The sequence below is a fragment of the Actinoplanes sp. CA-131856 genome (assembly GCF_050956135.1).
In the GTDB taxonomy this organism is placed as follows: Bacteria; Actinomycetota; Actinomycetes; order Mycobacteriales; family Micromonosporaceae; genus Actinoplanes.
The window spans coordinates 6,221,923-6,241,462 of sequence record NZ_CP191849.1 but is presented as its reverse complement, the minus strand read 5'-3'; the positions used below and the strand labels follow the sequence as shown (position 1 = coordinate 6,241,462).

At 72.2% G+C, this 19,540-nt stretch carries 21 protein-coding genes; 13 read left to right on the top strand and 8 right to left on the bottom strand.

Going from position 1 to position 19,540, the window contains the following annotated elements:
• Positions 1-5 precede the first annotated feature (5 nt).
• From ACQP2X_RS28935 to ACQP2X_RS28915, 5 genes are all read left to right on the top strand, one after another.
• Complete coding sequence (locus ACQP2X_RS28935; RefSeq protein ID WP_498687183.1) at positions 6-803, top strand: ABC transporter ATP-binding protein; 798 nt, start codon at positions 6-8, stop codon at positions 801-803.
• 33 nt (positions 804-836) lie between these two features.
• Positions 837-1,586: an alpha/beta hydrolase gene (locus tag ACQP2X_RS28930; protein WP_498701070.1), complete on the top strand. Its 750-nt coding sequence runs from the start codon at positions 837-839 to the stop codon at positions 1,584-1,586.
• The gene (locus ACQP2X_RS28925; RefSeq protein ID WP_498687180.1) at positions 1,583-2,515 is read left to right on the top strand and encodes an NADP-dependent oxidoreductase; all 933 of its coding nucleotides are present in this window, start codon (positions 1,583-1,585) and stop codon (positions 2,513-2,515) included. The genes ACQP2X_RS28930 and ACQP2X_RS28925 overlap by 4 nt, the downstream gene beginning before the upstream one ends.
• Before the next feature lie 10 nt (positions 2,516-2,525).
• Positions 2,526-3,359: a PfkB family carbohydrate kinase gene (locus ACQP2X_RS28920; protein ID WP_498687176.1), complete on the top strand. Its 834-nt coding sequence runs from the start codon at positions 2,526-2,528 to the stop codon at positions 3,357-3,359.
• Positions 3,360-3,506: 147 nt separating this feature from the next.
• Complete coding sequence (locus ACQP2X_RS28915; protein ID WP_498687174.1) at positions 3,507-3,944, top strand: OsmC family protein; 438 nt, start codon at positions 3,507-3,509, stop codon at positions 3,942-3,944.
• A 27-nt stretch (positions 3,945-3,971) separates the two neighbouring features.
• Here the strand turns inward: ACQP2X_RS28915 and ACQP2X_RS28910 are convergent, their stop codons facing one another.
• Entirely contained in the window at positions 3,972-4,508 is a 537-nt protein-coding gene (locus ACQP2X_RS28910; RefSeq protein WP_498687171.1) for an adenylyl-sulfate kinase, read from the bottom strand.
• Between the two features lie 985 nt (positions 4,509-5,493).
• Here ACQP2X_RS28910 and ACQP2X_RS28905 point away from each other — a divergent pair.
• A complete protein-coding gene (locus ACQP2X_RS28905; RefSeq protein WP_498687169.1) occupies positions 5,494-5,694 on the top strand; it encodes a hypothetical protein in 201 nt (66 codons plus the stop codon).
• A 274-nt stretch (positions 5,695-5,968) separates the two neighbouring features.
• Here ACQP2X_RS28905 and ACQP2X_RS28900 read toward each other — a convergent pair whose 3' ends face one another.
• From ACQP2X_RS28900 to ACQP2X_RS28890, 3 genes are read right to left on the bottom strand one after another with little or no spacing between them, the layout of a single operon-like run.
• Positions 5,969-6,319: a hypothetical protein gene (locus ACQP2X_RS28900; protein WP_498687168.1), complete on the bottom strand. Its 351-nt coding sequence runs from the start codon at positions 6,317-6,319 to the stop codon at positions 5,969-5,971.
• A gap of 35 nt (positions 6,320-6,354) precedes the next feature.
• Positions 6,355-7,056 (bottom strand): nitroreductase, encoded by a 702-nt coding sequence (locus ACQP2X_RS28895; protein ID WP_498687166.1) that lies wholly within the window; start codon positions 7,054-7,056, stop codon positions 6,355-6,357.
• 56 nt (positions 7,057-7,112) lie between these two features.
• Positions 7,113-7,628 carry a GNAT family N-acetyltransferase gene (locus ACQP2X_RS28890; RefSeq protein WP_498687163.1) on the bottom strand — a complete coding sequence of 172 codons (516 nt, stop codon included), beginning with the start codon at positions 7,626-7,628 and terminating at the stop codon, positions 7,113-7,115.
• A 116-nt stretch (positions 7,629-7,744) separates the two neighbouring features.
• On the opposite strand from ACQP2X_RS28890, the gene ACQP2X_RS28885 reads away from it, so the two are divergent.
• Positions 7,745-7,948: a hypothetical protein gene (locus ACQP2X_RS28885; protein ID WP_498687162.1), complete on the top strand. Its 204-nt coding sequence runs from the start codon at positions 7,745-7,747 to the stop codon at positions 7,946-7,948.
• A gap of 192 nt (positions 7,949-8,140) precedes the next feature.
• Here ACQP2X_RS28885 and ACQP2X_RS28880 read toward each other — a convergent pair whose 3' ends face one another.
• A complete protein-coding gene (locus ACQP2X_RS28880; RefSeq protein ID WP_498687160.1) occupies positions 8,141-8,869 on the bottom strand; it encodes a glycosyltransferase family 2 protein in 729 nt (242 codons plus the stop codon).
• Between the two features lie 43 nt (positions 8,870-8,912).
• Here ACQP2X_RS28880 and ACQP2X_RS28875 point away from each other — a divergent pair, with 43 nt between their 5' ends.
• The 5 genes from ACQP2X_RS28875 to ACQP2X_RS28855 all read left to right on the top strand — a co-directional run bounded on the left by ACQP2X_RS28875 (position 8,913) and on the right by ACQP2X_RS28855 (position 15,101).
• Positions 8,913-9,863: a hypothetical protein gene (locus ACQP2X_RS28875; RefSeq protein ID WP_498687158.1), complete on the top strand. Its 951-nt coding sequence runs from the start codon at positions 8,913-8,915 to the stop codon at positions 9,861-9,863.
• Positions 9,864-9,963: 100 nt separating this feature from the next.
• Positions 9,964-10,434, top strand: coding sequence for a VOC family protein (locus ACQP2X_RS28870; protein WP_498687157.1), 471 nt, complete (start codon positions 9,964-9,966; stop codon positions 10,432-10,434).
• A 69-nt stretch (positions 10,435-10,503) separates the two neighbouring features.
• A complete protein-coding gene (locus ACQP2X_RS28865) occupies positions 10,504-11,844 on the top strand; it encodes a dihydrolipoyl dehydrogenase family protein (RefSeq protein WP_498687155.1) in 1,341 nt (446 codons plus the stop codon).
• Position 11,845: 1 nt separating this feature from the next.
• On the top strand, positions 11,846-14,554 hold the full coding sequence (locus ACQP2X_RS28860; RefSeq protein WP_498687153.1) for a helix-turn-helix transcriptional regulator: 2,709 nt from the start codon (positions 11,846-11,848) through the stop codon (positions 14,552-14,554).
• Between the two features lie 100 nt (positions 14,555-14,654).
• On the top strand, positions 14,655-15,101 hold the full coding sequence (locus tag ACQP2X_RS28855; RefSeq protein ID WP_498687152.1) for a VOC family protein: 447 nt from the start codon (positions 14,655-14,657) through the stop codon (positions 15,099-15,101).
• On the opposite strand, the gene ACQP2X_RS28850 is transcribed toward ACQP2X_RS28855, so the two are convergent.
• Positions 15,098-15,862 carry a DUF3152 domain-containing protein gene (locus ACQP2X_RS28850; protein WP_498687151.1) on the bottom strand — a complete coding sequence of 255 codons (765 nt, stop codon included), beginning with the start codon at positions 15,860-15,862 and terminating at the stop codon, positions 15,098-15,100. The two genes, ACQP2X_RS28855 and ACQP2X_RS28850, sit on opposite strands and share 4 nt — an antisense overlap.
• Positions 15,863-16,012: 150 nt before the next feature.
• On the opposite strand from ACQP2X_RS28850, the gene ACQP2X_RS28845 reads away from it, so the two are divergent.
• The gene (locus ACQP2X_RS28845; RefSeq protein WP_498687149.1) at positions 16,013-17,617 is read left to right on the top strand and encodes a thiamine pyrophosphate-binding protein; all 1,605 of its coding nucleotides are present in this window, start codon (positions 16,013-16,015) and stop codon (positions 17,615-17,617) included.
• On the opposite strand, the gene ACQP2X_RS28840 is transcribed toward ACQP2X_RS28845, so the two are convergent.
• Entirely contained in the window at positions 17,614-18,183 is a 570-nt protein-coding gene (locus ACQP2X_RS28840; RefSeq protein ID WP_498687145.1) for a TetR/AcrR family transcriptional regulator, read from the bottom strand. The genes ACQP2X_RS28845 and ACQP2X_RS28840 overlap by 4 nt on opposite strands.
• Entirely contained in the window at positions 18,180-19,517 is a 1,338-nt protein-coding gene (locus tag ACQP2X_RS28835) for an alpha/beta hydrolase family protein (protein WP_498687141.1), read from the bottom strand. The genes ACQP2X_RS28840 and ACQP2X_RS28835 overlap by 4 nt, the downstream gene beginning before the upstream one ends.
• Positions 19,518-19,540 lie beyond the last annotated feature (23 nt).

Below are 19,540 nucleotides of genomic sequence, written 5' to 3'. Positions count from 1 at the left end.
ACCGGGTGATCGATAACGTCGTTAAGCTGCGGGAGGTGCGGTTCCGCCGGCAGGGCAAAGAGATCCTGCACGGGATCGACCTGACGGTCCGCGCCGGCGAGCACTGGGCGCTGCTCGGGCCGAACGGCGCCGGCAAGAGCACGATCCTCGGCTTCTGCGGCGCGCAGACCCACCCCACCTCGGGCACCGTGGAGATCCTCGGCCACCGGCTGGGCCGGGTCGACATGCAGACGCTGCGCCGCAGCATCGGCCACGTGAACCCGCGCCATCCGCTGCGCTCGCCGCTGACCGTGCGCGAGGTCGTGCTGACCGGCCTCACCGGCTCGGTCGAGTCGCCCAACCGGTGGCGGCCCGGTGACGGCGAGCTGGCTCGAGCCGATTCGCTGATCGCCGATCTCGGCCTGCGGGCGATCGCGGACGAGCGCTGGCCCACCCTGTCGCAGGGCGAGCGGGGCCGGGCCCTGATCGCCCGGGCCCTGGTCGTGCGGCCCCGGCTGCTGCTGCTCGACGAGCCCTCGACCGGGCTCGACGTGGCCGCCCGGGAGCAGCTCCTGGAGACCCTCGACGTGCTCTTCGCCTCGCAGCCGGAGCTCGCCTCGGTCGTGGTCACCCACCACCTGGAAGAGCTGCCGACCACGACCAGCCACGCCCTGCTGCTGCGCGACGGCAGCGTCGTCGCGGCCGGTACGGCCGTCGCCACCATCACGACGGAGAACGTCACGGCGGCCTTCGGCCACCCGGTCAGCGTGGCCCACGAGGACGGCCGCTGGGCGGCCCGGGCCCGTGTGAGGCAGCCGACATGAACAGCGCGCCACCTGGGACGTTGCTAGGTGGATATGGAGCTGATCGACGCGCGCAGCCGCCTGTTGAGCCACGGCGAGCGCACCCCGCGTGCCGTCCTTCTGCTGCACGGCTACACCCTCGGCCCCGGCCAGTACGACGACCTCGCGCGCGATTACTACGAGCGTGGCTACAACGTCTGGGTTCCGCGGGCCCCGGGCCACGGCACGGCCGATCCGCGGGCGCACCACCGGGTGACGGTGGACGGCCTGACGGCGTACGCCTCCGAATCTCTCGACATCGTGGCCGGCCTGGGCGAGGAGGTGACGGTCGTCGGCATCTCCGGTGGCGCGGTCCTGGCCGCCTGGCTCGCCCAGAACCGCGACGCCGTCCGCCGCCTGCTGCTGCTCTCGCCGTTCTTCGGACCGGCCGGCGTGCCGGCCCGCGCGGTGCGGCCGCTGACTTTCCTGTACGCCCGTGGACTGCTGCCCGACCGCATCACGTCGCGCGGCTATTCGCTGGCCGCGGTCACGCGTTATCTGACGATCGTCCACCGCCTGCCCGACCCGCCGCGGCGGACCCGCCTGCGCTCGATCGCGGTCGCCATCAGCGAGACCGACGGCGTGGTCGACCCGGTGGCCGCCGTCACCGTGCCCCGGCGCATCGCCGAGGCCAACGGGATCCGGCTGCTCACCTGGACGTTGCCGGCGTCGCTCGGCGTCGGCCACGACACCCTGGCGCTGACCGGCCCGGACGCGGCCGGCCTGCGCAAGCGTTACATCGAGCTCTCCGAAGGAAGGCCATGAGAGCGATCCGCTACTACAAATACGGCGGGCCGGAGGTGCTGCGCTACGAGGTGGCGCCACGCCCGGTCCCCGGTCCCGGTCAGGTGCTGGTCGAGGTGGCCGGCACGTCCTTCAACCCGGCCGACGCCGCCATCCGGTCCGGGTCGATGCGTTACTCGTACGCGGTGCGGCTCCCGCACATCCCCGGCTTCGACCTGTCCGGGTGGGTCGCCGGGCTCGGCCCGGGCGTGACCGGCTATCGGCTGGGCGACCCGGTGATCGCCTATCTGCCGCCGGAGGTCGACGGCGCGACGGCGCAGCTCGCGGTGGTGCCGGCCGAGGCGCTCGCTCCGGCCCCGGCGAGCATCCCGCTGGCCGACGCGGCCGCCCTGCCGGTGGCCGGCCTGACCGCCTGGCAGGCCGTGCACGACCACTTGCGCGTCGAGCCCGGCCAGCGCCTGCTCGTCAACGGCGCCGGCGGCTCGGTGGGCCGCCTGGCCGTGCAGTTCGCCAAGCTGGCCGGGGCCACGGTGATCGGCCGGGCCGGCCCCGGAAGCGTCGGCGCCGCCCTGACGGCGGGCGCCGACCTGGTGATGGGCCGCGACCCGGGCGCGGTCGCCACCCCGATGGTCGACGCGGCCCTGAACGCGGTGGTGGCCGGCGGCGACGAGCTGACCGGCCTGGTCGCCCAGGTCCGCCCCGGCGGCCACCTGGTGTCGATCACGAGCGCGGCCCCGGCCGACCCCCGGCGCCGGGTCACGACGTCGGTGATGGCGGTACGCCGGGACGCCCGGCAGCTGGCCGAGATAGCCCGCCTGGTCGACAGCGACGGCGTGACCCCGGGGATAGCGGAACGGCTGCCGCTGATCGAGACGCCGCTCGTGCACCGCCGCTACGCCGCGGGCGAGCTCCGCGGCAAGATCGTGCTGAGCCCGCCGATCGCCGCGTGACAATCGGATGGTGACTGAGCGGATAGCGGTCTTCGGCCGGGCCAACGCCGACCTGACGGTCCGGGTGCCGCACCGGGCATCGGAGGGCCGCACGGCGTTCGGCTCCCCGCTGAGCGTGACTCCCGGCGGCAAGGCGTTCAACCAGGCGTGCGCGGTGGCCCGCCTGGGCGGCCGGGCGGCCCTGGTGGCGAACGCGGGAGACGACGACTGGGGCCGCATGCTGGCCCGCACCCTGGCCGAGTTCGGAGTGGACGGTACGGGCTTCCGGCTGCTGCCCGGCGTGCCGACCGGCGCCGCCATCATCGAGGTGACACCGGACGGCGAGTCGTACGTCACGTTCGCCCGCTCACCGGCCACCGACCCGACCGCTTCCGACGCCGCCCAGGTGCAGGCCGACGTCGTGGTGGCGCAGCTGGACGTGCCGGCGGAGGCGGTGCAAGCGCTGCCCCGCCCGGGGCTGCTGATCGGCAACCTCGTCCCGGAGCCGGGGGTGGAGCTGGCGGCCCTGGACCTGTACGTGGTGAACGAACACGAGGCGGCGGCCGTCCTGGAAACCACCCGGGTGGACGCGGCCGGGGCCGTGGACGGCCTGCTCGACCTCGGCATCCCGGCGGTGGTGGTCACCGCAGGGGCGCGCGGGGCGGCGTACGGCCAAAGAAGCGGAACCGGCGCGGTGAGCGCACCCCGCGTGACTTCAGTCGACTCGAGCGGAGCGGGCGACGCTTTTCTGGCGGCGCTCGCCCTGGACCTCAGCCGGGGCCGCCCCCTGCCCGACGCCGTCGCCGCAGCCGTGCAGGTAGGGGCTCGCGCCGTTCAGAAGCGCGGCTCGCTGCTACAAGACTGACCGGCCCGCCGGTTATGGCCGTGCCCCGGGCGGCATGCAAGCAGAGGCGGACCCAGGGCGCACGACACCTAGAGTGCCCGCCATGCTCGGGAGACGGCAAGCTGTGGGCCGGCAGTGAGCCGATCATGGTGGGATAGGTTTGCCGTCATGGCGGACGACAACCTGCGATCGGTGAGCCTGAAGCGGACGAGCCTCGGGCAGTACGAAGTGCGTAACGCCCGCGGCGGCGTCATCACCATCGGTACCGGGGACGGGGCCGAATTCACGCCGGTGGAGCTCCTGCTGGCGGCGCTCGGCGGCTGCACGGGAGCCGACGTCGACTACATCACCAGCAAGCGGGCCGAGCCGGACAGCTTCGACGTCCACGTCACCGGCGAGAAGATCAAGGACGAGGCCGGCGGCAACCGCCTGGTCAACCTGGCCATCGAGCTGGACGCCGCATTCCCCGAGGGCCCAGCGGGCGACGCGGCCCGCGAGATGCTGCCCCGCGCGGCCCGGATGTCGCACGACCGGCTGTGCACGGTCTCGCGCACGGTCGAGCTCGGCACCCCGGTCGACACCCGCGTCACCCCCCGGCAGACGTGACCGCGCGTTTCTCCAGGCTGGCGCTGATCACCAGCCAACCGCGGCCATGACGGCTGCGGCGACTTGGTGGACGGAGTCCGTAGTCGCATCGACGGCGAAATCCTCGACCTGCGCCTGCTGAAAGATGTTGTCCAACTCGCCCGATCGATCGAGGTGCCAGCGGAGGCGGGCGGCATCGCCATCATGGCGCCGGATGAGGCGTTGCCGAACTGTTGGCAGGTCCACGCGAAGTCGGCACACGGTGAGCGGGACGCCCAGTGCGGTCTGGTAGGCGTCGCGTTCAGCGTGGCTTTCTATGACGCCGGCCAGAACGAGCCGGAGCACGCCCGTCTCGATGTAGTTGCGCGCAACAGCCCGCAGATTGCGTAGGGTGATACCCCTGTTGAAGGGGTCGTCGGGCGGGCTGGGCCATGACCGGCGTAGCCAGTCGACATCGATGACCGCGTTCGCGGTCTGGGCCTGGGTCAGCCGGTCACCGATCGCACCGGCCACCGAGGTCTTCCCCGAGCCGACAGTGCCGGTGATGAGCAGAGCTCTTCCGGTGGCGAGGAGCGGTTGATCCACGTCGACGAAGCTAGGCCGGCCTGGAGAGCAAGTCATCCCGATTTTCGGGTGCTCATGGCAGCCCGGTCCCTCCACAGCAGCACGGCCGTATCCGAACGGCAGTGCGGAGCCTGTCACTCCGAAAGCTATCTGACTGTGAGCGCGCGGATCTGCTGAAATGATTGCGGCTGATCAGTTCCGAACGGTGCGGCCAAGGCGGATCCGCCGATCCGGCCTTCGCGTCAATGCGTTTCGAGTAAGGCACTGAGGCGGCTTCCCGAGGGCGCTTTGACGCCGCCGGGGAATGCTTCTCGTTAAGTCGTGGGATCGGCCGCCGCGGAGGTTTTCGCTTCGCTCGTTGATCGTGGTGCGGGCGATGTGTGTGAATTGCCGAATCCCTGGGAGAACAGACGCGGGGAAATCCACAGGCTATTGCACGGCTTGCGGTCGAGGGCGGCTGAGGCGATCGGGATGGTGCCCCCTTCATGGGTGCGCTGGCGCCGGTGACTGGCTTCGCCGTTTCGGTGCGGGTGCTCTTGACGGCTGCCACCCGGCCTTGAGCAGCACGACGGATCCCAGCCGGACACACTGAACCGACCGCCTTAGAGCCGACCGACTCAGTGCCCGACTCAGTGCCGACCGACTCTGGACCAACCGGGCCTGGGCCAACCGGGCCTGGGCCAACCGGGCCTGGGCCAACCGGTTCGGGGCTGGCCGGTTCGGGGTCGGCCGGGCCCGAGCCAACCGGGTTGGGGCTGGCCGGACTCGATGCGACCGAGTCGATCGGGGCTGAGCTGACCGGGCATGGACCGACACAGTCGATCGGGCCGACGGCGGCTGGATTCGATGCGGCCGAACCGGAAGTGGCCGGACCCGTAGCGGCCGGCTTCGGAGCAGTTGGGCCTGGAGGCGTCGGTCCGGCCGGGCGTGGCGGCGGGGCAGCGGGACGGCGGTTCCGTGCGCTGTAGGGCCGGGGCGGGGCCAAAGGCGGCATTGGGGTGTCGCCGTGCAGGCTGCGCCATTTCCGGGTGTGGCGCTGTATCAATCCGTATTGCCGGCGCTCGTGATGGTCGCGCCGGAATTGTTCCGCGTCGGCGGAGTAGTTGCGGCGCCGGGTGGGGTCGCGCCATTGAGCTATCTGTGCCTGGCTGAACAATTGCGTCTGACCCCGTATCTGACCCATGAACCATTCTCCCGCGGACGCTGAAGGAGCGGTAATAGGGAAAACGTGCCACATTCACATCGGTGATCGAGTCGGCCGGCAGTTTCGCGGACAACGCTCGGCGCTTGTGCCGGATCGGTGCCTCCAAACGGAAGGGCGGTCCCGGCTGCGAGGGGCACCAGCCGGACTTCGACGCCTCGCGGATCCTGGTTGCCGCCATCCCCGGCAGAACCGAGACCAGCAGGGGCGCACCAGGGCTCTTTGCTGCTCGGCGAGGAAGCACAGCGGTGACCGACCGTTGCCCTGACCGTAGGTTGAACTAGCTGCTGAGCTCGCCCGGGGGCCACCCGTCGTCTGCTGTCAGCCACGCCCAGCGGATCTCCGGCAGGAGAAACGCCTGGCCGCCGGGCTCGTGGCTCCACACGTCACCCGTCCATCCCGTCGGCTCAAACGCTCGGATGTCAGCGACGCCCGAGCCTGCGTTGCTGGTCAGCGTGATCTCGACCGCAAACTCGATGTAGCCGGCAAACGTCCAGTAGCGGCCAAGTTGCGCCACTTGAACCTCGCCGAGATCAGCAAGGTCCTGAGCCATGGCTGCGGCGAGTTTCGCGCTGCGGCTGAGGGGCGCGTCTGCGAACAGGCGCAGGTGGAGATGGCCGAGGGCACTCACATCCCAAGCCTGACTTGCGTCCTCCGCGCACGGGCTCATTTACCGCGAGGCCGGTCGACGAATGTGACTGTCTCTCCCAAGGTTGCCCGAGCGGTCCTCACCTGCGGTGCGCCCTCTTGCTCGTATCCCACCGATACGCCGCACAGGAGCGACTGCCCGTCGCCGGCTCCGACCGCCTCGCTCACGGTCGTGCGGTACATCGTCCACATCACCTGGGGGCAGCTGTGTAAGTCCTCCGCCCTGAGCAGCAGCATGAGCGTTTGCAGGTACATCCCGGCGTCGGCCCACTGGCCGGGGCCCATCGACCGGTCCACGTAGCAGAACAGCACGATCGGTGCGCCGAACGCTTCCGTGTTCAGGGCGGCGATCTTCATGGGCCGATCCGGGTCGTCGCGGTCGATTCCCAGCGCGGCGTACCGCTGGGCCGCGGCGTCGGAGAAGCGGTTGGAGTACGGCGGGACCAGTTCCGCCGGGTACATCGGGTATTCCCGTTCGTCGCCCGGATCGCGGGCCAGCGCCCGTGCCGTCGCCTGCCGCTTCAGGTCGGCCAAAGCGGCGCCCGTCACGACGTACAGACGCCAGGGTTGAAGGTTTCCGCTCGACGGCGCCCGCGCCGCCGCGGTCAGCACTCGTTCGAGCGCCTCGTGGGGCACCGGCCGATCGCTGAACGTTCGCACCGACCGGCGGCTGCTCACCGCTTCGTACACCTCCACCGGTTTCTCCTCTTCGGCGATCATCGTCGGCCGGCGCTTCCCACGGGCAATCGAACGGGCGGACACGCTCGACCGAGCGCTCATCGAGCAGTTACGGCGGTGAAACCCATCCGTTCGTAGAGCCGCCGCGCGACCGGATCGTCGGTGCTGAGCACCACCAGGTCGGCGCCGAGAGCGGCGGCGGCCGCGAGCAGGGCCTCGGTGACGATCCGGCCGTAGCCTCGCCCTCGGTGCGGCGTCAGGGTGGTGACTCCGGCGATCTCGGTGACTCCCGCGCAGACGGGCAGCACCATCCCGGCCGCCACCGGCTGTCCGCCGGCCCGCACGGTGACCGCGCGGGCGCCCTCCAACTCGTACCGGAACGCCTCGGCCTGTTCGTCGCCGACCGGTTTCGCCGCCGGGTCGAACCCCTGCTCGTTGACGTCGAGGTTCTCCCGGATGAGCGCCACCGGTGACGTGTGATCCACCGGCTCCACCTCGACGTCCGCCGGCCACGGCCCCGGTGGGGGCGCCGGCACGGCGAGCGCCAGCAGCCCGTCGAGCTCGGCACCGTGATGACGGCGGTAGGCCAGGGCGCGGTCTCGTCCTACGTCCATGGCGACAGCATGCGCCCGCGGTCAAATCAGTTTCCGCCATCGCCGGTCCATAATGGTCGCCGTCTTCGGCTTTGTGTTGTTCTGCTGGCGGACTGCGCGCTCGTGATCGATCTCGGGTGGCGACCGGTGTGGGACGAGGGCTGCGGTCGCCCGTGGTCCTCGCCGCGGTGGCCGCGTTCGTCGTGCTGGCTGTCGTGGTCACGAGCGCGGAGATCCGCCGGCGGCGGGGACAGCGCGGCAAGGGCGCCTGCCGGACCGGTTGGGCCCGGCCGAGCTCGGGCGTCTCGCCGGCGGAGATCGCGCCCCGCTGCTGGGCGTGATCGCCTGGCTGCGGGCGGCCGGGGCGCGGTGTCGCCGGACGGTGCGTGGGTCCTCGCGGAGGCCCGGCGCCGGCACCGGCGTTCGGCCGGCGGTCCGTGTGCGATCGGCGTGACCGTCGCCCTGTTCGGCGACGACGCGCTGGAGGGCACCGATCCGGAGCTGCACGACATCGTACGAAGCAGAGGGTTTTATCAGTTCGCGGCTGACGACGGGTAGTCGGCAGGACGGTGGTACCACCGCCAGAGGAACGACAGGTGCCGCACTCCGTCACGCACCGGCCGCAGTTTCGAACGGCCCTGGCGCGGGAGATATTCTATGGGGATCTCGACCCATCTCGCGCCGGACCGCTGAATCTCGAGAAGCATTTCATGGGCGAATTCCATGCCGCGTGACCGCAGATTCATTTTTTGCAGCAGATCGGCCGAAATGGCCCACATCCCGCTTTGCCCGTCGGTCCACGCGGTGCCGCCGACGTGCCGGAGGAGCGCCGTCAACGCGGGATTTCCGATATATCTGCGCCCGAAGGTCATGGCCCGCGGTGAGGTGCCGTCCGAAAATCGGGACCCGCGCGCGTAATCCACGTGGCCGGACAGGACGGGAGCGACGAGGTGGCCGATGTCGTCGCAACTGTAGGAGCCGTCCGCGTCCATGACGACCAGCACTCTTCCACTGGCCGCCGCCGCTGCCGTCAGCACGGATATGCCGTATCCGCGCACGGGCTGGAGCACCACCCGGGCTCCCGCCGACCGTGCCAGGTCGGCCGATCCGTCGTGTGAGCCGTTGTCGCACACGACCACCTCGCCCGGCAGCCGCAGTCGCTCCAGGGTGGCCAGCGAATGCCGGACCACCTCTCCGACGGACGAACGCTCATTGAGACAGGGGAGAACAATGGAGACGTCCGGGCGGTATTGTGCCGTCACCGGGAGTACATTATCATGTCTGCACCGATTCAACTCCATCTAAGTGATTCGCTATCGGGGATTGACTTTGGGGCAGGGGCCGGGCAACACCCACGTCGATATCACCGCCGACGCGCGAACGGGGCCGTTCCTGGCCGCCGTCGCCTTTTTCATGACCGGTGGCGTGACCGCCCTGAGCAACGAGAGCATCCGGGCCGCGAAATTCGTCCTTCCGGACGGAGTCCTGCTCCCGCTGCCCCTCATAGCGCTGACGTTGTCCGTCATCCTGGCCGGTCTGTCCGCCATGAGCCTCGTTCTCTCGTTGGGCCCGCCCGTTCCCCCTCAGACGAAATCCGATGAGCCGGCGACTGTGCGCAGCCACAATTTCTACAAATATGAGCGGATCGTCGAAGGCCGCGCGTTGCTGCTCCTGTCGCTTCCTTTCTTCTTCTTCGGGATCCTCACGACGCTGTTCGTGCTCGACAAGAAGGACTCGAACGCCGCGCTGGACTTCTCGTGGCCGCTCACGCTGGGTGGCGCGGCGATCGTCTTCGTCGTCACCTTCGCGGCCTGCAACGACCGCGCTCGCATCGAGTCGCTCGGGTCCGGGGCCGAAGGCGATGCCCGGGTGTTCTCGAAGCTCGCGGTCAGCCTTTCGATCGCGGCCGGGCTGACCTTCGCTGTTTGCGGTGTCGGTGGTCTGCTGCTGCCGGCGGTCCTGCTGACGGTAGCCGCCGGCGCGGCCGGCTGGTCGGGATGGGTGCTCCGGGCGAGACGGAACGACCCCAGCCGGGCCAAGCAGGCCAAGAGAGCGCTGGACAGTCTTCCTCCTCTTCTCGTTCCCGGTTTCCAGCTCGTCGTGCTCGTCGTCGGGCTGGTACCGGCGCTCCGGCCCTGCCTGATGCTGTGTGCGCTCTATCCGGTGGGCATCTTCGAGGGTTCGCGGCTTCTCTACGGCTACGCGGGTCTCACCGCTCGTGACTACTGGCGGAACAATCCTCCGGTCGTCAGGTAGCCGTCAGGGCGTACCAGAGCTACGCGGGACAGGGTCCAGTGTTCGACGCCAGGGGCCGCGACTGGGGCGAGACCAGTGGACCGGCGATCAGGCTGGGGTCATGGCTGATTTCAAGATCGAGGTTGTGGTCCTGCCCGTCGCGGACGTCGAGGTGTCCAAGGAGTTCTTCGCGGGCCTCGGCTGGCGCAAGGACACCGACTACTCCGGCGCCGACGGCCTGCGGCTGGTGGCGTTCACCCCACCCGGGTCGGCGGCGTCGATCATGCTGGGCAACGCCATCACCCAGGAGGCGCCGGGCACCTCGCAGAGCATCACGCTGGTCACCTCCGACATCTACGAGGCCCGCGACGAGCTGGCCGGCAAGGGTGTCGAGGTGAGCGACGTCTTCCACGACAAGGGCGGTGTCTTCCACCACGCCGGCACCGACGACCGCGTGCCCGGCGCGCACCCCGAGCGCAAGTCGTACAGCTCCTGGTTCTCGTTCGCCGATCCGGACGGCAACCTCTTCTTCGTGCAGGAGGTCACCGACCGGCATCCGGGCCGGGGCAGCTACACCGTCGTCGACGCGTGACCACCCTGGTTCGGGGGACCAGGGTCGTCCACGGGGATCCGGAAAGCATCCGTATACGAAGATCGGTGCATGCAGAGTTTCGACGTAGTGGTGGTCGGTGCGGGTCCCGGCGGCGAGGTGGCTGCCGGGAAGCTGGCCGAGGCGGGTCTGAGCGTGGCGATCGTGGAGGGCGACAAGGTCGGCGGGGAGTGCTCGTTCTACGCGTGCATCCCGTCCAAGGCGCTGCTGCGGCCGGGTGAGCTGCTCGCCGAGGCCCGCACGACGGCCGGCGTGGTCGCCGGGCCGCTCGACGTGCCGGCCGTGCTGGCCAACCGTGACGAGCTCATCGGTCACCTCGACGACGGCTATCAGGTGCCCTGGCTCACCGAGCGGGGCATCACCCTGATCCGGGGCTGGGGCAGGCTCGCGGGTGAGAAGCGGGTCGCGGTCGGCGACGACATCATCGAGGCCCGCCGGGCCGTCATTCTGGCCGGTGGCACCCGCGCGGCGCTGCCGGACATCGAGGGCCTGGCCGAGGCGCGGCCGTGGACCAACCGGGAGGCGACGACGGCCGGGGCGGTTCCCGCCTCGCTGATCGTCATCGGGGGCGGTGTGGTCGGGGCCGAGCTGACCCAGGCGTACTCCTCGCTGGGCTCGCGGGTCACGGTGATCGTCGGCGACCACGGCCTGCTGCCCCGGGAGGAGCCTTTCGCGGGGGAGCAGGTCGGGGCGTACCTCCGCCGGCAGGGTGTGGAGATCCACGAGAAGGCAACAGCGGTTTCCGTACGCCGTGACGACGGCGGCGTGACTGTCGGGCTCAGCGACGGCGGCTCGGTGCGGGCCGACGAGATCCTCGTGGCGACCGGGCGGACGCCCCAGACGCGCGACCTGGGGCTGGAAACGGACGGCTACATCGCGGTCGACGAGCGTATGCGGGTGCCGGGGCACGACTGGCTCTACGCGATCGGCGACCTGAACGGCAAGGCGCTGTTCACGCACATGGCCAAATATCAGGCCGGCATCGCCGCCGGGGAGATCCTGGGCCGCAGCATCGTCACCGAGCATCTGGCCGACGGCCCGAACTCGCCCCGCGTCATCTTCACCGAGCCCCAGGTGGCCGCGGTCGGCTACACGGCGAAGGCGGCCGAGCAGGCCGGCCTGACCGTCCGCGTGGTCGACGTGGAGACCGACGGCAACGCGGGCGGCCGGTTCTCCGGCGGCGCCGGCGGCACCAGCCGGTTCGTCATCGACACCGATCGCGACGTGCTGGTCGGCGTGACCATCACCGGCGCCGCCGTGGCCGACTTCCTCCAGGCCGCCACCATCGCCATCGTGGGCGAGGTGCCGGTCCGGCGGTTGCGGCACGCGATCCCGGCCTTCCCCACCCGCAGCGAGATCTGGCTCAACCTGTTCAACGCCCTGGGCATCTGAGATGGAGACGCTTCTGCGCGGGCGGCGCCGCGAACAGGAGGAGCTCGACCGGCTGCTGTGCGACGTCCGGTCCGGGCAGAGCCGGGTCCTCGTGCTGCGCGGCGAGGCCGGCAGCGGCAAGACGGCGCTGCTGGACTATCTGGCCGGGGCGGCGTCGGGGGAGCGGATCGCCCGGACGGCCGGGGTCGAGCCGGAGACCGAGATCGCCTACTCGGGTCTGCAGCAGCTGTGCGCGCCGCTGATGAACTATCTCGGCCGGCTTCCCGACCCGCAGCGGCAGGCCCTGGAGACCGGTTTCGGGCTGGCCGCCGGCGACCCGCCGGACGCGCTGATCGTCGGGCTGGCCGTGCTCGGGCTGTTCGCCGAGGCCGGCGCCGACCAGCCGCTGGTCTGCGTGGTCGACGACGTGCAGTGGCTCGACCGGATGTCCGAGGTGATCCTGACCTTCGTGGCCCGCCGGCTCGACGCGGAGTCGGTGGCGCTGGTCTTCGGCGCCCGCAGCCCCGGCGACGAGCAGCTGCTGAGCGGGCTGCCCGAGCTGACGGTCGAGGGCCTGCCCGACGCCGACGCCCGGGCCCTGCTCGACTCGGTGCTGCCGAGCCGGGTCGACGCCCGGGTCCGCGACCGCATCGTGGCCGAGACCCGCGGCAACCCCCTGGCCCTGCTGGAGCTGCCCCGGGGGCTGAGCCCGGCCGAGCTGGCCTTCGGGTTCGGCGCCCACGCCGGGGCGCCCATCGCCGGGCGGGTCGAGGCCGGCTTCCAGCGGCGCATCGCCGCCCTGCCCGGCGACACCCGCACGGTGCTGCTGGCCGCCGCGGTCGAGCCGATCGGCGACGTGCCGCTGCTGTGGCGGGCCCTCGACCGGCTCGGCGTCGGCGTCGACGCGGCCGGGCCGGCCGAGACCGCCGGCCTGGTCGAGATCGGCACCCGGGTGCGGTTCCGCCACCCGCTCGTGCGCTCGGCCGCCTGGCGGGCGGCGCCCCTGGCCGACCTGCGCCGGGTGCACGCGGCGCTGGCCGAGGTCACCGACCCGCACCAGGAGCCCGACCGGCGGGCCTGGCACCGCGCGCACGCCGCCGTCGGCCCCGACGAGGAGGTCGCGGCCGAGCTGGAGCAGTCGGCCGACCGGGCGCTGGCCCGCGGCGGCCGGGCGGCGGCCGCGGCCTTCCTGGAGCGCGCGGCCCAGCTGACCCCCGACCCGAAACCGCGGGCCGGCCGGGCCCTGGCCGCGGCCCGGGCCCAGTTCGCGGCCGGCGCCCCGGCCCTGGTGCCCGAGCTGCTGGCCGCGGCCGAGCTGGGACCGCTCGACCCGCTCCAGCAGGCGGACGTCGAGGTGCTGCGCTCGCAGCTGGCCTTCGCCCTCAACCCGGGCCGCTCGGCCGTCGAGCCGCTGCTCGGCGCGGCCCGCCGGCTGGCCCGCCTCGACCAGGCGGCCGCGAGCCGCACCTACTTCGCCGCGGCCGGCGCGGCCGTGCACGCCGGCCGGGCCGGCGGCGACGACCTGCGCCGGGTCGCCGCCGAGGCGCGCACGGCGGTGGCGCCCGGCGAGAGCGCTGTCGGTCTGCTCCTGACCGGGATGTCGAGCTGGGCCCTCGACGGCCCGGTGCCGGCGATCCCGCTGATCGCCCGTGCGGTCGCCGCCTTCGTCGACGACGACGATCTCGATTCGCTCTGGATGGCCGTGCCGGCGCTGAACGAGACCCGCGACGACGAAGCGTTCCACCGGCTCACCGAGCGCGCGGCCAAGCTCGTCCGCGACGGCCGCCTGGCCATCTCGGGCCGGCCGGCCGCGCTGACCTTCCGGGCCGGCGCGCTGCTGCACGCCGGGCGGTTCGCCGACGCCTCCGTGCTGGTCGACGAGGCCAAGGCGTTCCATCAGGCCACCGGCATGTACGCGCCGCCGGGCGCCGAGCTGTCCCTGGTGGTCTACCGCGAGACCGAGGACGAGGCGCGGGCCATGCTCGACGCGACCGCCGAGGCCGCGGCGGAGCGGCGCGAGGGACGGGTGCTCGACCACGTCGCGTACCACCGGGCCCTGCTGAACAACCAGCACGGCCGCTACCAGGCCGCGGTGACCGCCGCGCAGTCGGCGCTGGAGCATCCCAACTTCGGCATCCACCGCTGGGTGCTCAACGAGCTCGTCGAGGCGGCCGCCCGCTCCGGCGACGTGGCCACGGCGGCCGCGACCCGCGATCGCATCGCCGAGCTGACCGCGGCCAACCCGACCGCGTGGGCGCGGGGTGAGCTGGCCCTGGCCACCGCCCTGGTCGAGCCGGGGGACGAGCATTTCCGCGAGGCGCTGCGGCTTCTGCCGGCGTCGCGGCTCGGGCTCGAGGTGGCCCGGGTGCGTCTGCTGTACGGCGAGTGGCTGCGCCGCGAGAACCGCCGCACCGACGCCCGCACGCACCTGCGGGCCGCCCACGAGGCGTTCACCACCATGGGCGCGGTCGCCTTCGCCGAGCGCGCCGGCCGGGAGCTGACCGCGACCGGCGAGACGGTCCGGTCCCGTACGGCGGGCGCCGCCCCGGAGTCGCTCACCGGCCAGGAGTCGCAGATCGCGCGGCTGGCCGTGGCCGGGCGCACCAACCCGGAGATCGGCGCCGTGCTGTTCCTGAGCCCCCGCACCGTCGAATGGCACCTGCGGAAGATCTTCACCAAGCTCGGCATCACGTCCCGGAGGGAGCTGGCCAAGGCCCTCGGTGACCGGTGACCGGTGACTTGCGGGGGACACCCAGGGTGTCACCCTGGGGCGACCGGGGCGCTCCGCGCGGGATCGTGGGATCCGATTCCACACCACAGGGGAGTGCACGATGGTGGACTACCAGCTCGAGCTGATCGTTCTGCCGGTCACCGACGTCGACCGGTCCAAGGCGTTCTTCAAGCGCATCGGATTCCGCGAGGACCTCGACTACATCGACGGGGAGGACTTCCGGGTCGTGCACTTCACGCCGCCCGGCTCGCCGTGCTCGATCGTGGTGGGCACCGGCATCGGCACGGCCGCGCCGGGCACGGTGGAGAACATCCACCTGACCGTGAAGGACATCGAGGAGGCCCGGGCCGACCTGATCGGCCGGGGCGTCGAGGTCAGCGAGATCTTCCACGACGAGGACGGGGTGTTCCACCACGCCGGCACCGACAAGCGGGTGCCGGGGCTCTATCCGGGCCGGGCCTCGTACGGCTCGTTCGCCTCGTTCGCCGACCCGGACGGCAACGGCTTCCTCCTTCAGGAGGTCACCGAGCGCTACCCCGGTCGCTAGGACAGCCGTCCCTCGTCCCGCTGGGGCGGCTGGTCGTCGTACTGCCCGGAACGCCCGTGGTAGGACTTCGCACCCGACGGATAGGGCCACGCGTTGGGCAGGCAGCCGTGCATGCCCAACGTCTGCTGCTGCATCACCGGCGCCGGCTTCCCGGGTCCCGGGCAGAGCTCGTGGCCGTGCCCGAGCCGGTGGCCGACCTCGTGGTTGACCATGTACTGCCGGTAGACGCCCAGGCCGGCGGCGTAGCCGGGGACCCCCTTGACCCAGCGGGCGACGTTGAGCACCACGGCGTCGTCGTTGCGGCACGACGTGTAGCCGTCGGCGACGTCACCGCACAGCCGGTCGCGGGTGTCCGGCGTGGCCAGGAAGATCGTGAAGTCGTACGGCTGACCCGGGCCGACGCGGCGCAGCCGCAGATTCCCGCCGCCGACCCAGCTGCGACGGTCGGACAGGATGCCGGTGACGGCCTCGCCGAACGCCGGCGTGGACAGGTTGCGGATGTCGGTCTCGACCGCGACCCGGTAGCGCAGCAGTGGCCCGCCCGTGCCGGCGGGCGGAGTCTCCTGGCCCGGCGCGACGAACCACTTCGCGGCGCCGCGCGCGGGATAGGTGACGAGCTTCTGTTTCGGTGGCCGGGCCGCGGGTGCCGTCGCCGGTGCCGGTGCTTGCGTGGCGTGGACGGTCGCCACGACGGGCGTGTCCGACGTGCCGCACGCCGCGACCGAGGCGCACAGCAACCCCGTGATCACCCATCGGTACATCTTCGTCCCCTTTCCGCCGCATGAGCCTGCCCTATGTGACGACGGGGACCTGTGGCCGAGGTTGCAGAGCATGAGACTCGACACAGGGCGGATCTTGAACACGAAAGGGGCTTATCCGTCGGGGAAGGCGGTGAGAAGGGAAGTTTCGAGATGAAGTTGCACGCCGCGCTCGCACGCGCCCTCGCCGCTCACCAGGTCGACACCATGTTCGGCCTGATCGGCGACGCGAACCTGTTCATGGTGCACAGCTTCGTGCACGAGTACGACGGGAAGTACATCGGCGCCGCCCACGAAGCGGGCGCCATGTTCATGGGCTTCGGATACGCCGACCTGACCGGCCGGCCGGGCGTCGTCACGGTCACACACGGACCGGCGCTGACCAACACACTGACCGGGCTGGTCGAGGGCGTCCGGGGCCGAGCCCCGATGCTGCTGATCGCCGGTGACACGGCCACCGAGAGCCGCGGGAACATCCAGGACATCGCCCAGCGCGACGTGGTCCTGCCCACCGGCGCCGGTTTCGAGCAGGCCCGCACCCCGCAGAGCACGCTGGGCGACCTGGCCGTCGCGCTGCGCCGGGCCGTCGTGGAGAGCCGGCCGATCGTGTTCAACGTGCCGTCGGACTTCATGCTGGCCGACGTCGACTATCGCGAGGTCCCGCTGCGCCTGCCCATGGAGCAGCGCTCGTTCCCCGACCCGGTCGCAGTGGCCGGGGCGGCGGCCCGCCTGGCCGCCGCGAAGCGCCCGGTCGTGCTGGCCGGCCGCGGCGCCCTGCACGCCCGCGACGCCGTGCTGCGCCTGGCCGACCGGATCGGCGCGCCGGTCGCGACCACGCTCAAGGCCCGCGACCTGTTCCGGGGCGAGCCGTTCGCGCTGGGCATCGCGGGCAGCCTGGGCGGACCGGCCGGCCAGGAGATCATCGACTCGGCCGACCTGATCGTCTCGCTGGGTGCGGGGCTCAACTCGTACACCACCCGCCGTGGCTCCTTGTTCGCCGGCGGGAAGGTGATCGCGGTGGACACCCGCCTCGACACGGTGCCGGCCGAAGCCGGGACGATCGTCGCCGGTGACGCCGGCGCGGTGGCGAACGCCCTGGTCGACGCCCTGGACCTGAGGGGTACGCCGGCGCGGGTGTTCCGGACGCCGGAGATGGCCGCCGCCCTGGCCGCGCAGGACGAGCCGGGCGAGCGCCCGCGGGTCGCGCCGGGCACGGTCGACGCCGCGACCGCGCTGCGCCGCCTCGACGAGGTGCTGCCGGGGCGCCGCCTGGTGGTCAGCGACGGCGGCCGCTTCATGATGGAGTCGCTGCGCTATCTGCACACCGAGCCGGGCCACTTCGTGCTCCCGGCCAACTTCGGCTCGATCGGCCTCGGCATGGGCGCGGCCATCGGCGCCGCGGCGGCCGACCCGACCCGCACGGTGGTGATGGTCGCCGGCGACGGCGGCTTCATGCACGGCGGCGTGGCCGAGTTCGCCACGGCCGTCCGCGAGCACCAGGACATGATCGTCGTGGTCTGCAACGACGGCGGTTACGGCGCCGAGCACATCCAGTTCACCCGCCGCGGCCTCGACCCGTCGCTGTCCCTGTTCGCGTGGCCCGACCTGGCCGCGGTCGCCACGGCGGCGGGCGGCGAGGGCTTCACGGTCCGCGACGACGACGATCTCGACCACGTGGCCAAGGTGATCGCCGACCGCCGGGGCCCGCTCCTGATCGACCTGCGCCTCGACGTCGAGCACATCACCCCGATGCCCTAGCGGGTCAGCGGCGCGACAGCGGCCTCCAGGGCGGTCTCGAGATAGGCCACGCGGCCCGTCGAGCGGAGCATGACGACGCCGCCCTGGACGGCCGTGAGGATGATGCGGGCCCGGTCCGCCGGGTCGCCGGCCCGCATCGCCTGCGCGCCGCGGGTCAGTGCCGCCTCCCACGTGTCGTAGAGGGCCGAGACCACGAGCCGGGCCTGCGGGGAGGTCTTGCCCAGCTCGGCCGTGAGCACCCCGAGCGGGCAGCGGTCGCCCAGCTCGACGTAGTGGCGCAGCACGGCGTCACGCCACCCGCGCCACGACTCCGCCGTGCCGAGGTCGTCCAGCCACGGCTGCTGCGCCTCGATGACCTGCGCCGCCTCGTGCTCGGCGACCGCCACCAGCAGCCCGTCCCGCCCCTCGGGGAAGTAGTGGAAGAGCTGGCTCTTGCTGGTCGCGGTGGCGCCCCGCACGTCGTCCAGGCTCGTCTCGGCCGCACCGCGCTCGCGGATCAGCCCGGCCGCGGCCCCGATGATGCGCTGCCGGGTGGCCGCCCCCTTGGCGGTAAGACCTCTGTTCACCTCACCATGATGCCGCGCGTGAGCCGGGTCAGCTCGTCGGCGGACCCGCCGCGCAGCGTGTGGTCGAGGAACGCGGCGCAGGTCCCGGTGGTCATCCGCACGCTTTCGGCCCGGCCGAGGGAGCCGACCAGGGACGGCAGGGGCGGCAGGAAGAGCGGGGCGTCGGTGAACGTGAGGTGGGCGCTGCCGGGCACCGTGACCAGATAGCCGTTCTTCACGATCTTCGACAGCCGGGCGACGTAGTCGGCGTCCGCCTGATCCACGATCTCGTGGGTGAGGGCGAGGACCGGCTGGCGCAGCGGACCCTGGCCGGTGTCGGGGCCGCCGTCGAGGTTGATGACGGCGGTGAACCGGGGGTCCCGTTCGGCGGCGCGCATGGCGGCCGCCCCGCCGATGGAGTGGCCGGTCGCGGCCGCCCGGGTGATGTCGGTGTAGCCGAGCCGGCCGGCCTGGGTGAGGACGAAGCCGAGGTCGGCGGCCCGGGTGGCGATCCAGGCGGCGCGGTCGCCGTCGGCGGTGACCCGGGTCCGGACGGTGCGGCCGTCGTCGAGGACGACGGCGGCCGCGTCGTACGGGTGGTCGACTCCCGCCACGACGTAGCCGCGGCTGGCCAGATCCTCGGCCCACGCGGTGTTCTGGGTGCGGACGCCGCCGAGGCCGGGGGAGAACAGCACGACCGGGAAACGGCCGGCGGCCGGGACCGCGCCGAACGTCGCGTGGCTGTGGGCGCGGGCCGGCCCGTCGAGCAGGAAGGCGGGCGCTCCCAGGTAGGCGGCCTCGGCCGCGGCCACGGTGCCGGCCTCACGCCGGGTCCGCCCGAGGTACTGCGCCCGCGACGGGCCCGGCTGGGCCGGATACCAGAGTTGCGCCACCACCGTGCGCCGGTCGGCCGGGTCCGGTGTGGCCGGCTCGGCCCGGCCGGGATCGGTCCACTGCATCACCGTGGTGCCGACCGCGGACGGCCCCGACGGCTCCGGGAACTCGGGCACCGGAAGGGCCCAGGCCGCACCGGCACCCGTGGCGATCAGGGCGAGGCACGTCAGGGACGCCGGCAGCGCCAGCCGAACGGGGGCCCGCCAACCGGATCCACCCCGGCGCCGGCGCACCAGCCACGCGACGACGGCCGTCACGCCGATCAGCAGGTCGGCCGCCAGCACGAGCCACAGCTGCCAGCGAGTTCCGGGCGCCGTGAACGCGGCCCCGGCCACCACCGCAACCGCGGCCGTGAGGGCGGCGGGCCGGCGGCCGGTCGGCGGAAGCCAGCGGCTCAAGACCAGAAGGACCGACCCCACCACGACGGCGAGCTCAGCCACGGAGAGGTGCAGGACGGTCACGGCCGAATGGTTCTCCGGGCTCG

Excerpts from the sequence above, each read along its gene's own strand:
- ACQP2X_RS28930 (WP_498701070.1), top strand. The coding sequence starts at position 837 with ATGGAGCTGATCGACGCGCGCAGCCGCCTGTTGAGCCACGGCGAGCGC.
- ACQP2X_RS28925 (WP_498687180.1), top strand. The coding sequence starts at position 1,583 with ATGAGAGCGATCCGCTACTACAAATACGGCGGGCCGGAGGTGCTGCGC.
- ACQP2X_RS28915 (WP_498687174.1), top strand. The coding sequence starts at position 3,507 with ATGGCGGACGACAACCTGCGATCGGTGAGCCTGAAGCGGACGAGCCTC.
- ACQP2X_RS28895 (WP_498687166.1), bottom strand. The coding sequence starts at position 7,056 with ATGATCGCCGAAGAGGAGAAACCGGTGGAGGTGTACGAAGCGGTGAGC.
- ACQP2X_RS28890 (WP_498687163.1), bottom strand. The coding sequence starts at position 7,628 with ATGGACGTAGGACGAGACCGCGCCCTGGCCTACCGCCGTCATCACGGT.
- ACQP2X_RS28870 (WP_498687157.1), top strand. The coding sequence starts at position 9,964 with ATGGCTGATTTCAAGATCGAGGTTGTGGTCCTGCCCGTCGCGGACGTC.
- ACQP2X_RS28865 (WP_498687155.1), top strand. The coding sequence starts at position 10,504 with ATGCAGAGTTTCGACGTAGTGGTGGTCGGTGCGGGTCCCGGCGGCGAG.
- ACQP2X_RS28860 (WP_498687153.1), top strand. The coding sequence starts at position 11,846 with ATGGAGACGCTTCTGCGCGGGCGGCGCCGCGAACAGGAGGAGCTCGAC.
- ACQP2X_RS28855 (WP_498687152.1), top strand. The coding sequence starts at position 14,655 with ATGGTGGACTACCAGCTCGAGCTGATCGTTCTGCCGGTCACCGACGTC.
- ACQP2X_RS28850 (WP_498687151.1), bottom strand. The coding sequence starts at position 15,862 with ATGTACCGATGGGTGATCACGGGGTTGCTGTGCGCCTCGGTCGCGGCG.
- ACQP2X_RS28845 (WP_498687149.1), top strand. The coding sequence starts at position 16,013 with ATGAAGTTGCACGCCGCGCTCGCACGCGCCCTCGCCGCTCACCAGGTC.